Below are 13575 nucleotides of genomic sequence, written 5' to 3'. Positions count from 1 at the left end.
CCCACCACATGGTCTACGTCCTTCGGGCGTGCAGGAGCAGGATGGAGGACGCCGACGGGACCGCGCAGGCCAGCCGGTCCAGCGCACGCAGCGGACGCGGTACGCCGTGGAAGGGCGCCCCCTTCAGCCGTACGACCTCGAATCCGGCGGCGGACACGAACTCCCGCAGCGCGCGGGCCGTGTAGAGGCGGAGATGGCCCACGACCTCCTTGCCGGGGCGGCCGTGGATCGCGCGCAGGCTCACCTCCGAGAACACCGGCTGCACGCCGGCCAGCAGCAGAGCGCGGTTGTACCAGGCGGCGAGGTTCGGGGTGGAGAGCATCAGGTGGCCCCCGGGGCGCAGCACCCGGCGGAGCTCGTCGAGTGCGGAGTCCGGGTCCACGAGGTGCTCGATCACCTCGCTGAACAGCACCGCGTCGGCCGATCCCGTCGCGAACGGCAGCCCACCGTCGGTGAGTTCACCGCGGACCGCGTACGGCACATGGGCGTGCGCCCGGCGGAGCGCGTCCTGCGACCAGTCGACGCCGACCAGCCGGTGCCCCGCGAGAAGAGGTGCCGCGGTCGCGGCCGCGCTGCCGTCGCCGCAGCCGACGTCCAGGACCGTCTTCGCGCCCGCCGTCGCCGGGCCGAGCGCGGCGGCCAGCATCCGGGCCTGGCGCAGGCTGCGCGCGCTGCCGGACGCGACGGGCACGGCCGGATCCTCGTAGAAGTCGCGAAGTCCCCGGCGTACGACGCCTGTTGTCGGCGTGGCCGCGGGAGCCTTTGTCGTCATGGGCCGTTCTCCTCCGTCGCGTGCAGATAGTGCTCGAAGAGGTCGCGGAGGTGGGCGCCGTCACCCTGGCTGAGCAGGGTCCGCGACCAGCGCAGGGCGACATGCAGGCGGCCCGCGGTGGAGGCGGTGGTGACGGTCAGGCCGCGGGGCATCCGGGCCGGCGCGGAGAACCAGACCGCGGTGGCGCGGCCCGCCGCCTTCCCGAAGTCCAGCGGGTACGGGATCCGGCCGATGTTGCTCAGCAACGTGGTCGAGGTCCAGGGCGCGGCGGCCCTGCGCAGGCCCCGGGTGACGGCGGCGCGCCAGGACACCGGGATCACGGGGGCGGTCAACAGGGCGGCGCCGTGGCCGAGTTGGGGGCGCTCCTGGGACTTCAGGGCCTGGGTGCGGAGCGCGGTGTGGCGCAGCAGCTCGCCCATTCTCTCCGCGTCCAACTCCTCCGGAGCGAAGGTGACTTCGACGAGTCTCGTGCCGTTCCCGATGGGCATGGCCATATCCCTGGGCCGGTCGTCGACCGGCATGGTGATCCGCAAGGGGCGGGGACGGGCGCCGTGTTCCCTGTTCCAATGGGCGAGCATCAGGGCCGTCGTGACCATGAGCTGGTCGTTCACCGTGTACGGGGAGCCCTTGGGGCGGCGCGGGACGCTGAGCTCGGTGACGAGCAGGCCGTTGCCCGGGGACGGTTCGGGGGTGCCGTGGGCCACGCGGGCGGGCGGTGCCCAGGTGGAGGGGGTGTCCGCCCGCTCGGCCGCGGGTGCGCCGGGTGTGCGTACGGGGGGTGCGGTGGGGGAGTTGTCCCGCCCGCCGTACAACTCCGCCGCCGTGGCCAGGATGCGGAGGCAGGCGGGGCCGTCGAGTGCCGTGTGGTTCATGGTGAGGAAGAGGACGGTGCCGTCGGAGGTGCCGTCCTCGTCGACGACTTCCAGGCGTACCGGCGGCGCCGCCGACAGCGGCGGGGCGTTGTCCAGCGCCCGGTCGCGGGCGTGCTTGAGGGCGTCCCGGTCCGGCGGCGGGAACGTCACGACCTCCACGTCCGGGCCGTCCGTGAGCTCCCACTCGTACCGGAGCCGGTACCAGCGCCCCGGCGCCTCCCGCATCAGGATCCGGGGGTGCCGGCGCAGGGCCTCGGTGAAGGCCGACCGCATACGGACGGGGTCCAGCCGGCCGGGCACGTGCACCTCGATATGGACCGTCTCCGGCTCCGCCTCCTGCAGACAGTGCCGGGAGACTTCGTCGACGACGGGGAAGGGGACCCGCGCGGGGGGCCCGACCGGCCCACCCGCGCCGTTCCGTGCGGGGTGCTCGACCGCGGTCATGTGGCTTTGTCCCTCCCTGCTTCGACGGAGCGGGCGGACCCGGTCCCGGGCCCGCGAGCGGAGATCGTCGGCCCGGACAGTTCGGGGGGATTCGGTTCCGACCGGGGAAGATCCAGCCCCGGCCGGGGGGAATCCAGCCCCTCCGGCGTTTGAGGAGCGGGGTCCGGGGCGGAGCCCCGGGAGGGGACGGGTAGGGGCGGAGGGGGCGAATCAACGCCGGTACCCGACTCGGACCGCGCCACCGACGCGCTGGGATGGGCGTCGGGCTTCCCCTGGGCGGGTTCGGTTCCGGTGCCGGGCTTCCGCTCGGCAGGCCCGCCCCCCGCGCGGGGATCGAAACCCGGCCCGGGGTTCTCCCCCCGCACCCGCTGCGGCAACGGCGCGGTCGGCGCCTCCGAACCGGCTGAGCCCGGTGACGACGACCGCCGCCATGGCGGCGGACCACCGGGAGCGGCCTCCCCGACAGCCACCAACCCCGCGAACAGCCCGATCAGCGCCAGCAGTTGAGCCGCCGCCGAGAACGCGCCCGCGTCCGCGGACACCGCCTCCCCGGCCCCCGTCGCGGCAGCGATCCCCGCCCCGGTGAACGCGAGGAACGCGATCGGTACGAGGAGCGCGTGCCGTTTCCACGCGAGCAGCGCCAGCGCGGGGACCAGCAGTGCGAAGAACCCGGCGATCACGATCGCGACCAGTGTGAGCGCGACCAGGCCCAGCCACACCCCGGGCCCCGGCGGCACCGGCTGCGGCTCGTCGGGGTTGGGTTCGCGGCGGCGCCACAGGACGAGGCCCACGAGGGCGGCCACGCCGACCCCACCGCCGATCAGCCCGGCCTCGTACATCGTCGAGGGCTCGTACGACAGCTTGACCGTGCCGCCCGCGCCGGCTGGGATCTGCCAGCCCTGCTGCCAGCCGTCGAGCCGTACCGGCGTGAGTTCTTTGCCGTTCAGCGTCGCCTTCCAGCCGTCGTTGAAGTTCTCGTACGTCGTCAGGTACGAGGCCGCACCCGAGCCGACCGTCACCTCGCGTCGGTCGCCAAGCCAGTCACGTATCCCCAGATCACGACCGGCGGTGGCGGCCTCCGTGACCGTCCCGCGGGTCAGCGTCACGTCGGTGACGGTGAGCGGTCCTGCGTCCCCGGCCTCGACCCGGTGCGAGCCGGTACCGAGGTCCAACTCGGCATCGTCGCTGCCTTCCTGGCAGAGGGTCAGTTCGATGGCCCGGCGTTCCACCAGGTCCGCCACCGTCCCGGTCGCGCTCGTCTCGTACAGCTTCCCGTCGACCGCGACCGCCGGCCCCTTCCCGCAGGGGAGCGAGAACTCCCGGGTGCCCGACGGCTGCTTGGTGCGGTACTGGTCGAGCGCCGGGATGTAGGCCTCCGTCAGACCGACCGGCAGCTGCAGGTCGGTGTCCGCGACCGGGTTGTGGACGGTCAGCGGCGCGGTCTCGGTGACGGTGATGTCGAGCCGGTCGGTGGTGATGGGCTCGAAGCGGGCCCAGCCGTTCTCGTCGACGCCGACGATCGCCGCCCCGTCCGGGGAGCTGATGGCGATCTTCGTCGGGCGGGTGGACAGGCCGCCCGCCGGGGCCAGGACGATCGAGGAGACCGGCTGCTTGCCCGGCCAGCTCAGGTGGATCGTCGGGTTGTCGCCCGCGATCCACGCCGTCGTCAGGTCGCCGTCGGTGAGATTGCGCGCCGAAAGACCCGCGCCGAGCTGTGCCGTCGAGTCGGCCGTCGCGACGATCCGGCTCTGCTGCTCGGGCGCCACCTCGTACAGCAGCTTGTCGAGTTCCTCGCCCGGGACCGGGACCGCGCTCGCCTTGATCTCGTACGTCCCTGCCGTCGAGGTCGAGAAGGTGCGGTGCAGGCCCGCCTCCGTACCCGTCGGGGACAGCCCGGTGGGGTCGGCGGACCGGTGCAGGGACACGATCTCGGCGGTGGCGTCCGAGTCGGCGGCGTCCGTCGGGAGCTTCAGCAGGCGGGTCACCTGGACGTCCGGGATGTCGATCTCGGAGAAGCCGGCGCCGGTCAGGCCGGCATGCTGCTCCGTGGAGTCGACGATCGTGATCTTCAGCCAACTCGTCGACCCGGACGGCGACTTGATGCTCTGCGGCATCCCGTTCGGCTGGAGATAGCTCGTGGCGGAACCCTTCTCCGTCTCCACCCGGACCCGCGTCGCCGCCGAGCGCACACCGTCCTGCGGCAGCGGAGTCACCTTGAACGAGGACGGCATGTCCACGGACCCGTTGAAGCCGATCCGCAGCCACTGCCCGTCCGCCGAGCCCGCCGCGCCCTCCGCCCACGCGGTGTCCGGGTTGCCGTCGAAGGCGTTCACGGGGTCGTACTGCGGGAGGTAGAACAGCCAGTTGCCGGTCGAGGAGGCCGTCACCGAGCGGGCGCCGCGCAGTTCGGCGACCGTCTGGTGCTCGATGCCGCTGGTCGGCAGGATCTGGTGCGGTTTCTCGCCCGGGTCCTGCGCGCTGTCGCTGTCGTTGCGCTGGTCGGCCGTGTACGTGTACGAGGTGTTGGCGTTGACCAGCCCGAAGCGGGTGTCGGCCCGTCGCAGCCCGTCCCCGACCACCTGGACCGCCGGGGTGCCGAGGCCGGGATGGTTGTCGCCCGTGAGCACGGCGGCGCGGTCCCGCATCGACGGGTCGGCGGAGAGCGGGAGGAGCGCCTCGGGGCCGCCGGAGACGACGGCGGTGTCGGCGATCGGCTTGAGCCCGGCCTGCCCCGGCCGTGCCACGTCCTCGCTCGCCGGCTCGTAGATCTCCACGGCCCGCTGGCGCGGATACAGGCCCTCGACCTGCAAGGGGGTGTCCTCGGCGATCCGGCCACCGGTCATTTCGGGGCCGAAGCCCGTCACCCGCTGGTAGCCCGACTGTTCCAGGGTCCGCTTCACGGTCGTGGTCGGGACATAGCCGAGCTGGTCGGGGTCCAGGTCATTGCGTACGACGACGTAGTAGAGGCCGGCCCGGCTCAAGTAGTCGGCCAGACCCGGGACTTCGGCGCCCGTCATCAGTGACTGCTCGACCGCGTCCATGGCGCGCCGGTTGCCCGCGGTGCCGAACGGCACGTAGTCGCGTTGCGCCCAGCGGGACTCGGCGAGCACGTCGAGGGGCTGGTCGATGGTGGAGCCCCAGGTGTAGATGCCGTGCGCGGTGGCAGGGACGACGAGCGCGCGGGAGTCGGGGGAGTACTTCTCCAGCCAGTCGGCCGTGGACTGCCAGTACTTGGGGAGCTCCTGGAACGAACCCGGGTTCAGGATCGAGCCGTTGAGATACGGCCAGGCGAGCCCGGGGAGCACCAGGACCGCCGCGATCAGCGGAGCGTAACGCCGCCCGCGGACCCGTCTGGCCCCCCGCTGTTCCGAGGCGATCCCGACCAGATGGGCCAGCCCGAACACGAGGGCCAGCGCCAGGCCCGCCTGGAACTTGTAGATGTTGCGGAAGGGGACGAGCCCGCCGTTCAGCCAGTCCTGGACCACGCCGTGGAAGGGCGCGCCGAACGAACCGCCGTACCCGGCAAGGGTGATGAGCACGACCGACAGCACGGTCAGCACCAGCCAGCGCCGCTCGGGCAGGTCACGGCGGGCGAGCCCGGCAAGACCGAGGCCCGCCGCGAGCGCCGAGCAGACGATCACGATCACCGAGGACACGACCGTCCAGCCGGCCGGCAGCCAGGCCTCGCCGAAGTGCAGATAGGCGACCCAGTTACCCGCACCGCGCAGGGTCTCCGTCGCCGACATGGTGGCCGTCGTGGTCTGCGAAGTCTCCACGTACGGAAGGAAGTTCTCGCCGTAGATGCCCAGCATCAGCAGCGGGATCACCCACCAGGCGGTCGCCAGGATCACGCCCGGCACCCACCAGGCGATCAGTTTGCGCTGCCGGGGGCCGCGTGGACGGGAGAGGAGGTACAGGCCGACGGGGAGCAGCGCGGCGAGGGTCGAGGCCGCGTTCACCCCGCCCATGAAGGGGATGACCAGCGCCGAGCGGAGGGCCGCGACGCGGGCGCTGTAGCGCTCGTTGGTGAGCGGGAGCAGCACCCAGGGGAGGAACGCGCCGGGGAGCGCGGCGGCCGAGGTCGAACCGACGACGATCGTGAACACCGGCCACAGCGCATACGCGAGGGCGGCGAGGAGCCGGGACGCGGGCGTGCCGATGCGCAGCCGCTCGGCCAGCCGCAGCGCGCCCCAGAACGCGACGGACACGATGAGCGACATCCACAGCCGCTCCGCCAGCCACACCGGCAGGCTGATCAGCTTGCACAGGCCGTAGAACGGCAGCATCGGCCAGACGTAGCCGACGTACTGGTCCTGGATGCCGCCGAAGCCGCCCCGGTCGTGCCACAACTGGCCCAGATCGGAGAGGAACTGCCAGGGATCGAGCGCGACACCGAGCTTGGTGTCGAAGGTCGTGCGCCCGGGGTGCACGACCAGGAACAGCACGAACAGCACGGCCCAGAAACCCAGCAGCCACCGCCGCGACCGCGGCCCCTCCGGGGGGCCGGAGGTGGTCGCGGTGGGGCGGACGGCTGCCGGGGGTGGAGCCTGGACCGTGCTCGTCATGGTGAGGACCGCCGGAGGATGAGAAGGAGATTCCAGGTGGCGAACTCGCGCAGCCCCGGCGCCTTCGCGACGGCTCCCGCGAGGAACGGCCAGTAGCGGGAGCGCGCCGAGACGACCCTGACGTCGTCGCGTGAGCGCACCTGCCGCAGGGTGGTTCCGATGTGCACGGTGAAGAGGTTCTCGCCGAGGGTGTGCTTGGCAGGCTTTCCGGTACGACGGTGGTAGCGGGCCCGCGCCCGCTCGGCGCCCAAGTAGTGCCAGGGCGCCCACTCGTGACCGCCCCAGGGGGACAGCCAGTTGGTGAACGACACGTAGATCAGCCCGTCGGGCCGGGTCACCCGCACCAGCTCGCTGATGAACGTCTGCGGATCGGCCACGTGCTCAAGGACGTTGGACGAGAAACAGACGTCCGCGACCCCGTCCGCAAGCGGCAGCAGATAACCGTCCGCCACGACCGCCGAGCCGGGCGGCTTCGGCCCCAGCTCCGCGACATCCGGTTCGAAGAGATACGCGTGCGCCCCGCGCCGCCGGAACTCCTCGGTGAAGTACCCGCTGCCCCCGCCGACGTCCACGACGGTACGGCCGTCGACGGCCCCGTCGTACGCCTCGACCTGGTCGGCGGCGTCACGGGCGAGCAGTGAGTAACAGGCCTCCGGGTCGTCCTGCTCGTGCCGGAAGGCCCGGAAAAGGGTGACGGACCGGCGTATGGAGGGGTCCTTCATACGTGCGGTGGCGGCATTCGTGGTGCCGGGCCCGTCACCGTCTTCGCGGTCATTTGTGGTGCCGGGCCCGTCACCGTCTTCGCGGCCATTCGTGGTGTCCAGCCCGTCACCGTCTCCGCGGCCACTCATGGTGCCCAGCCCCTCACCGCCTCCGCGGCCACCGCTCTGAACCGGCGGACCGTGTGGTTCCAGCGGTACCGCGCGGCACGGTCGCGGGCCGCCTTGCCCATCAGGGTGCGGCGGTGGGCGGACAGGGTGAGGGTGCACCAGGCCGCGGCGAACGAGGACTCGCCCCGGGCCAGGACACCCGTCTCGCCGTCCACCACCGAATCGCGCAGACCGGGTACGTCGAAGGCGACTGCCGGGGTCTCGCGGACCGCCGCCTCCGTGACCACCAGGCCCCAGCCCTCGACCGCCGAGGGGTGCAGCAGCAGCCAGGCGGCGCACAGCAGCCGGTGCTTCTCGGCCTCGGAGACATGGCCGGCGAACTCCACGCCGGGGCCCGCGAGTTGCTCCAGGCGCTCCCGCTCGGGGCCGTTCCCGATGATCACCAGACGGCCGCCGGTGACCGGGCGTACCCGCTCCCAGAGCCGCAGCAGCAGATCGATCCGCTTGTACTCGACGAGCCGCCCCATCGCCACGAACAGCGGCTCCGGCGAGCGCGAGCCCTGCGGGCCAGGCTCCTCGACCCCGTTGTGCACGACCCGGACACGGTCCCGCTCGACCCCGATCTCGTGCAGCGCGTGGGCCGTCGACGGGGAGACGGCGACCAGCAGGTTGCGGCGCTGTGCGGCGCCCGCCAGCGCCCAGTGTTCGAGTCTTCGGCCGATCCGGGCGGCGGGCGCCAGCGGTCCGCCGAACCGCATCCGCCACAGGTCGGTGTGGACGTGGTTGACCAGGCAGAGCGTGGGGCCGTGGTGCCACAGCGGCGCCAGGTACGGCATGCCGTTGGACACCTCGACGAGCAGGTCGCAGTCACCGATCTGCCGGTGGAACGTGGGGCGGGCGCGCAGATAGTGCCCCAGGTCGCCGCCCGCCGAGACGACCCGGTAGTCGCGGTAGGCCGCGGGCCCGCCGCACAACAGGGTGACCTGATGGCCGAGTTGGGTCAGCCCCTCGGCGAGGCGGTCGACCAGGAGTTCGGAGCCGCCGGCCGCCGGGTTGTCGAGATCCCGGCGGGCAAGGAAAACGATTCGGTGCGGCGGCTGGGGAAGCGCCGGAAGGTGCTGCGCGGAGCGCGGGTACGTGGCGCGGTGGGAGTCCCCCCGCTCGAACGAAGTCGAGAACGAGGAAGGGGACGGCACGTGCTGGGGCATGGGTGCTCCAACTCGTCTCAGGGTGCGGAACTCAGCGTGGGGGGTCGGACGGTGGTTCATCGAGCAGGAGTGCAGGAGTGCAGGAGTGCAGGAGTGCAGAGGTGCAGGGTGTGGATCTGGCGGTTGGTCCTGCGGAGGTGGGGGTCTGACGGTCCTGCGGGTGTGCCATTCTGTGGGATTTGTAGGCACTTGCTGTATCGGGGGTGTGAACGGACTGTGCTCGGGTGGGGGTGGATAGTTTTCGCCCAGCGGTTCGATGCTGCTACTCACCTAGGTGACAATTTTTCAGCTTTGTGAGCTGACGCCTCATCACATCGTGGGTGCAGGCTGGGAGGACTCGGGCGTATCGGGATGCGGGCGGCCGCGTACCACCAAAACGACTCCCACCGCGGCGAGTACCAATCCCAGCGCACCCGCCCCGATCGGCAACGTCTGCCCCACCGCTCGCAGTTGGCCGCTCTCCTCCTTGGCCCGGTCCACCGCGAACTTCTGGGTGTCCGCGGTGAAGGCGAGCTTCTCGGCGTCCAGCAGCACTGCGGCGTCCTCCTTGCCGCCCGGCGCCCTTAGCGTCTTGCGGGGTCCGACCTGCGCGTACAGCACGCGGCCCGTGCGCTGGTCGACGACGAGTTCGACGAGGTGGTTGGCGTACCACTCCTCGGCCAGCACCTGGCTGCGCTCGGGTTCGCCGACGATCGCGCCCGGCACGAGCCGCGTCCCGGTCTTGGTCGCCGGGACCGTACCGGTGAATCGATAACCCTCGTACCCCTGAATCGTCTTGGTACCCCGGAAGTTCAAAGTCACCGTCGCGCCAAGGGAGTTGTCCCACCAGCGGTACGCGCGTTTCTGCACGTCGAAGGGGAACTTGAGGTACGCCTCGCCCTGGATGTACGGCTTTTCCTGGCAGCAGTGCACCGGCTTGTTGGTCGTCCGGTCCATGACCCACCGGTGCGGGGTGAACTCCAGTGCGTCGTGCGGGTCCGCCGCGGGCAGCGACTTGTCCGTGTCGACCGTGGTCGTCACGTCCCAGACCCCGTTTCCGCTGGTCTCGCTGGCGGCGACGTCACCGCGTACCTTCTGCGTGACGGTGATCTTCTGGTCGGGCACGGTCTCGACCTTGTCGACGTCGAAGACGCTGCCGGTGCCGGTGTAGACGGCGGTCTGGTCGATGTCGATCGGATTCACGGCGGCATGTGGTTTCACGTACCACGCGAGCAGTGGGGCCAGCACGAGGAGAAAGGTCCCGAGACCCAGCAGGATCAGGGCGGCGGGCGAGGCTTTCCGGTGCATCCGGGCACTCCAGGGGGCGTGAGACGGCTCGACACGCGGGTCGTGCGGGCGGGTCGGCACCGTGGGGAAAGTGCACCTGCGGTATGGGCCGGGAACCGTAGGCGCACCCTTGACGGAGTGTCAATGCATTGTCGAGACTGTGGACTTGCCGGACGGGACCGGCGAACATCGGGAACGCACCACGGGGAACGGGCAGGGGTCGCCGACCGCACGACCGTGGGACGACCACGGCCGCGGACGAAGCGGCCGGGGTGGGGACGACCTCCGACAGAGAGGCTGACCCGCGATGTCCAGACTGCTCGCCGCCGCACTGACCGTCCTCGGCGCCACCGCACTCGCGGTGGGCGCCGCGCTCGGCATCGTCGCCCTCCTCGAAGCGACCCCCGACCAGCCGAACACCCCGCTCATCACCTACGAGAACGCCGGGCAGGAGCGCTGACATGCCGTCGCGCGCGGGAACGCCGATGGTGACGGCACGCGGCCCGTCCCTCGTCGGAGCGTCGACGGTGACGGCACGCGGCCTGTCCCTCGTCGGAGCGTCGACGGTGACGGCACGCGGCCCGTCCCTCGTCGGAGCCCCGACGTGACCCCCCGCCCGGGAACCGTCACGACGCGCTCGGCCTGGCGCGACGTCCCGCGCCTCCAGGTGCGCCAGTTCGCGGCGCTCGCGATGGCCGAGGCGCCGGTGCTCGCCGAGGAGATCCTTCAGGAGATCCGCCACGAGTACCCGACGCTGCCCGTCTTCCTCGACGACTCGGGCGAGCCCATGGCGCTGATCGGCATCCGCCGCGCCATCGAGGTGTTCGTGCAGCACCTGGAGACCGCCGAGGGCCGGCCCCGCGTCCACCCGGAGGTCTTCCAGGAGTTCGGCCGCGGCGAGGGCCTCAACGGCCGCAGCCTCGACTCGCTCCAGGCGATCTACCGGCTCGGGGTCAGACTCGCCTGGCGCCGGTTCGCCGAGATCGGGCAGCGGGTCGAGATCCCGCCACCGGCCATGTACGAACTCGTCGACGCCGGATACGAATACCTGGACGGTCTGGTGGACCAGTCCGTACGCGGCTACGCGGAGGCCGCCGCCCGGCAGGCCGGGGAGCGCCTGCGCCTCCAGCGCCGCCTGATGGAGCTCCTGCTCTCGGAGCGCCACCACCGGGGCGACCCGGCCGAGGCGCTCGTCGAACGCGCCGCCCGCATCGGCTGGCAACTGCCCGACAAGGTCGCCGTCGGGGTACTGCTGCGCCCCGCCCGGGAGGCCGTCGCGCCCGCCGTGGGCCAGAGTGTCCTGCTCGACATGGAGTACGAGCAGCCCCGCATGGTCGTGCCCGAGCCGGACGCCGCGGGCCGCCCCGAACTGCTGCACCGCGCGCTGACCGGCTGGTCCGGCGCCATCGGCCCGCCTGTACCGCTCGCCGACGCCGCGAAGTCGCTGCGCTGGGCGGAGGCCGCCGTACGCCTGATGGAGCGGCGCCTGCTCCCGGTCGGCGAGGTGCTGCACTGCACGGAACACACCGAGGCGCTGGTCCTGCTCCAGCCCGAGGAACTCATCGACGACCTCGCCCTGCGCTGCCTTGCCCCCCTCGCCCACTGCGGCCCCACGCACGGCCGCCGCCTCGCCGAGACCATGCTCGCCTGGCTGGAAACGCGCGGTGGCGCCCCCGAGGTCGCGGCCCGCCTCGGCGTCCATCCACAGACCGTCCGCTACCGCCTGCGCCAGATAAGGGAACTGTGGGGCGACGAGGTCGACGACCCGGACCGCCGCTTCGAGCTGGAGCTGGTGCTCAGGGCGCAACGCCTGCGCGGGGAACTGGGCGACCCCAGAGCCCGGCGCTAGGTCCTGGCCACCTGCCCCGCACACACCAGCGGTTACGCACACCGCACACCCATTGCCCACCCAAGACCACTATGAGTAACCTGTGTTCGCAATGCCGATCGACTGTTGACATTTCGAACGCTAGGAGGGGGCCGGCTGTGGGACGCCTTGTACCTGCCGTGACCCGAGCTCTGGACATACTCGAGCTCTTCCTCGACGGGGACGGTACGCTCTCCGCCCCCGACATCGTGCGCAGGCTGCAGCTGCCACGCACGACCGTGCACGAGCTGGTCACCACACTCGCCGCCCGTTCGTACATCGTCCAGGTGCCCAGTCAGCCAGGACGCTACCGGCTCGGTGTGCGGCCGTATCAGCTGGGCAGCCGGTACGCGGAGCAGCTGGACCTCGCCGCCGAGGGCCAGCAGGTCGCCCGCTCGGTCGCCGAGACCTGCGACGAGACCGTGCACGTCGCCATCCTGGAGGGTGCCGACGTCATCTACATCGCGAAGGTGGACTCCACGCACGCCGTGCGCATGGTGTCCGCCGCCGGCCGCCGACTGCCCGCCCACTGCACCTCGGTCGGCAAGATGCTGCTCGCCTCGCTCCCCGACCGGGAGCTGGCGGCCCGCGTCCCGGACGACGCCGAGCTGGTCGCGATGACGCCCAACAGCATCACCGAACCGGCCGCCCTGCGCGAGGCCCTCGCCGAGATCCGCGGCCGGGGCATCGCCGTGGAGAGCCGCGAGTCCAATCCGGACGTCAGCTGCATCGCCGCCCCGGTGCGCGACCGCACGGGCCAGGTCGTCGCGGCCCTCTCCATCTCCGTACCGATGATCCGCTGGAGCGACGAGCGCCGCGCCGAGCTGGAGCAGCTCGCAGCGAAGGGCGCCGTCGAGCTGTCCGAGCGGCTGGGCCACCGGAGCGTGGGATGACGGCGGTCGAGGTCGCCGTACACGAGCACGCGACCCTGGGGGAGGGGCCCACGTGGGACTCCCGGGAGCAGCGGCTGATCTGGGTCGACATCCTCGGCTCGCGGGTCCACACCTTCGACCCCGACACCGGCCGTCGCACGGTCATGGTCACCGAGCAGCACGTGGGCGCCGCGAAGCCACGGGAGGGCGGCGGCCTGGTGGTCAACCTCCGTGACGGCGTGGGGGTTTACGACGGCATCGACGGCTTCCGGTGGCTGCATCGGGAGCTCGTCCCCGGCCGCCGTGGCAACGACGCGGCGGTCGCGCCCGACGGCGCCCTGTGGTTCGGCACCATGCGCTACGACGAGGCGGCGGGCGGCGGCACCCTGTCCCGGCTCGCCCCCGACGGCACCGCGCGGACCGTCCTGGACTCCGTCGCCGTCAGCAACGGCATCGGCTGGAGCCCCGACGGCCGGCTGATGTACTACGTCGACTCGCCGACCCGAAGCATCGACGTGTTCGACGTCGGCGATGATCAACTGCCGGTCGACAGGCGGCAGTTGGCGGCGGTGGACGACGGCTTGCCCGACGGTCTCGCCGTCGACGCCGACGGCTGTGTCTGGGTGGCCCTCTGGGACGGCGGAGCGGTCCACCGCTACACCCCGGACGGGACCCTCGACCGTGTGCTCGAACTGCCCGTACTCCGCCCCACCGCCTGCGCGTTCGGCGGCGCCGACCTCACCGACCTGTACATCACCACAGCTCGTAAGGGCCTTGAGGCGCCGCATCCGTTGTCGGGCTCGGTGCTGGTGGTGCCCGGCGCCGGGAAGGGGCTCCCGCAGCCCGCGTTCGCCGGTTAGCCACGACCGGCACCGGTCA

General features: G+C 71.9%; 11 protein-coding genes. 5 read left to right on the top strand and 6 right to left on the bottom strand.

Going from position 1 to position 13575, the window contains the following annotated elements:
- Positions 1 to 13: 13 nt before the first annotated feature.
- The 6 genes from ACFWP7_RS26530 to ACFWP7_RS26505 form a co-directional block, all read right to left on the bottom strand.
- Positions 14 to 772: a class I SAM-dependent methyltransferase gene (locus tag ACFWP7_RS26530; RefSeq protein ID WP_384385697.1), complete on the bottom strand. Its 759-nt coding sequence runs from the start codon at positions 770 to 772 to the stop codon at positions 14 to 16.
- Positions 769 to 2088 carry a condensation protein gene (locus tag ACFWP7_RS26525; protein ID WP_384385694.1) on the bottom strand — a complete coding sequence of 440 codons (1320 nt, stop codon included), beginning with the start codon at positions 2086 to 2088 and terminating at the stop codon, positions 769 to 771. The genes ACFWP7_RS26530 and ACFWP7_RS26525 overlap by 4 nt, the downstream gene beginning before the upstream one ends.
- On the bottom strand, positions 2085 to 6653 hold the full coding sequence (locus tag ACFWP7_RS26520) for an alpha-(1->3)-arabinofuranosyltransferase family protein (protein WP_384385692.1): 4569 nt from the start codon (positions 6651 to 6653) through the stop codon (positions 2085 to 2087). The genes ACFWP7_RS26525 and ACFWP7_RS26520 overlap by 4 nt, the downstream gene beginning before the upstream one ends.
- Complete coding sequence (locus ACFWP7_RS26515; RefSeq protein WP_384385748.1) at positions 6650 to 7375, bottom strand: class I SAM-dependent methyltransferase; 726 nt, start codon at positions 7373 to 7375, stop codon at positions 6650 to 6652. The genes ACFWP7_RS26520 and ACFWP7_RS26515 overlap by 4 nt, the downstream gene beginning before the upstream one ends.
- Before the next feature lie 125 nt (positions 7376 to 7500).
- Entirely contained in the window at positions 7501 to 8691 is a 1191-nt protein-coding gene (locus tag ACFWP7_RS26510) for a glycosyltransferase family 4 protein (RefSeq protein WP_384385689.1), read from the bottom strand.
- A 309-nt stretch (positions 8692 to 9000) separates the two neighbouring features.
- A complete protein-coding gene (locus tag ACFWP7_RS26505) occupies positions 9001 to 9978 on the bottom strand; it encodes a DUF3068 domain-containing protein (protein WP_384385687.1) in 978 nt (325 codons plus the stop codon).
- Between the two features lie 286 nt (positions 9979 to 10264).
- Here ACFWP7_RS26505 and ACFWP7_RS26500 point away from each other — a divergent pair, with 286 nt between their 5' ends.
- The 5 genes from ACFWP7_RS26500 to ACFWP7_RS26480 all read left to right on the top strand — a co-directional run bounded on the left by ACFWP7_RS26500 (position 10265) and on the right by ACFWP7_RS26480 (position 13556).
- Positions 10265 to 10417, top strand: a complete 153-nt coding sequence (locus ACFWP7_RS26500) for a hypothetical protein (RefSeq protein ID WP_384385684.1) — start codon at positions 10265 to 10267, stop codon at positions 10415 to 10417.
- Position 10418: 1 nt separating this feature from the next.
- Positions 10419 to 10565, top strand: coding sequence for a hypothetical protein (locus tag ACFWP7_RS26495; protein WP_384385682.1), 147 nt, complete (start codon positions 10419 to 10421; stop codon positions 10563 to 10565).
- Positions 10562 to 11806: a PucR family transcriptional regulator gene (locus tag ACFWP7_RS26490; RefSeq protein WP_384385679.1), complete on the top strand. Its 1245-nt coding sequence runs from the start codon at positions 10562 to 10564 to the stop codon at positions 11804 to 11806. The genes ACFWP7_RS26495 and ACFWP7_RS26490 overlap by 4 nt, the downstream gene beginning before the upstream one ends.
- A 137-nt stretch (positions 11807 to 11943) precedes the next feature.
- A complete protein-coding gene (locus tag ACFWP7_RS26485; RefSeq protein ID WP_384385676.1) occupies positions 11944 to 12717 on the top strand; it encodes an IclR family transcriptional regulator in 774 nt (257 codons plus the stop codon).
- Positions 12714 to 13556: an SMP-30/gluconolactonase/LRE family protein gene (locus tag ACFWP7_RS26480; RefSeq protein WP_384385673.1), complete on the top strand. Its 843-nt coding sequence runs from the start codon at positions 12714 to 12716 to the stop codon at positions 13554 to 13556. Before ACFWP7_RS26485 ends, ACFWP7_RS26480 begins: the two co-directional genes overlap by 4 nt.
- The last annotated feature ends 19 nt before the right edge of the window (positions 13557 to 13575 follow it).

Origin of the sequence: Streptomyces sp. NPDC058470, assembly GCF_042721055.1 — a bacterium.
Lineage (GTDB): Bacteria > Actinomycetota > Actinomycetes > Streptomycetales > Streptomycetaceae > Streptomyces.
The sequence above is the reverse complement of the archived record's forward strand: the minus strand, read 5'-3'. Positions and strand labels throughout refer to the sequence as shown.

What these genes read in the sequence shown, in the direction of transcription:
- ACFWP7_RS26530 (WP_384385697.1), bottom strand. Translation starts at nt 772, where the DNA reads ATGACGACAAAGGCTCCCGCGGCCACGCCGACAACAGGCGTCGTACGC.
- ACFWP7_RS26525 (WP_384385694.1), bottom strand. Translation starts at nt 2,088, where the DNA reads ATGACCGCGGTCGAGCACCCCGCACGGAACGGCGCGGGTGGGCCGGTC.
- ACFWP7_RS26520 (WP_384385692.1), bottom strand. Translation starts at nt 6,653, where the DNA reads ATGACGAGCACGGTCCAGGCTCCACCCCCGGCAGCCGTCCGCCCCACC.
- ACFWP7_RS26515 (WP_384385748.1), bottom strand. Translation starts at nt 7,375, where the DNA reads ATGAAGGACCCCTCCATACGCCGGTCCGTCACCCTTTTCCGGGCCTTC.
- ACFWP7_RS26510 (WP_384385689.1), bottom strand. Translation starts at nt 8,691, where the DNA reads ATGCCCCAGCACGTGCCGTCCCCTTCCTCGTTCTCGACTTCGTTCGAG.
- ACFWP7_RS26505 (WP_384385687.1), bottom strand. Translation starts at nt 9,978, where the DNA reads ATGCACCGGAAAGCCTCGCCCGCCGCCCTGATCCTGCTGGGTCTCGGG.
- ACFWP7_RS26500 (WP_384385684.1), top strand. Translation starts at nt 10,265, where the DNA reads ATGTCCAGACTGCTCGCCGCCGCACTGACCGTCCTCGGCGCCACCGCA.
- ACFWP7_RS26495 (WP_384385682.1), top strand. Translation starts at nt 10,419, where the DNA reads ATGCCGTCGCGCGCGGGAACGCCGATGGTGACGGCACGCGGCCCGTCC.
- ACFWP7_RS26480 (WP_384385673.1), top strand. Translation starts at nt 12,714, where the DNA reads ATGACGGCGGTCGAGGTCGCCGTACACGAGCACGCGACCCTGGGGGAG.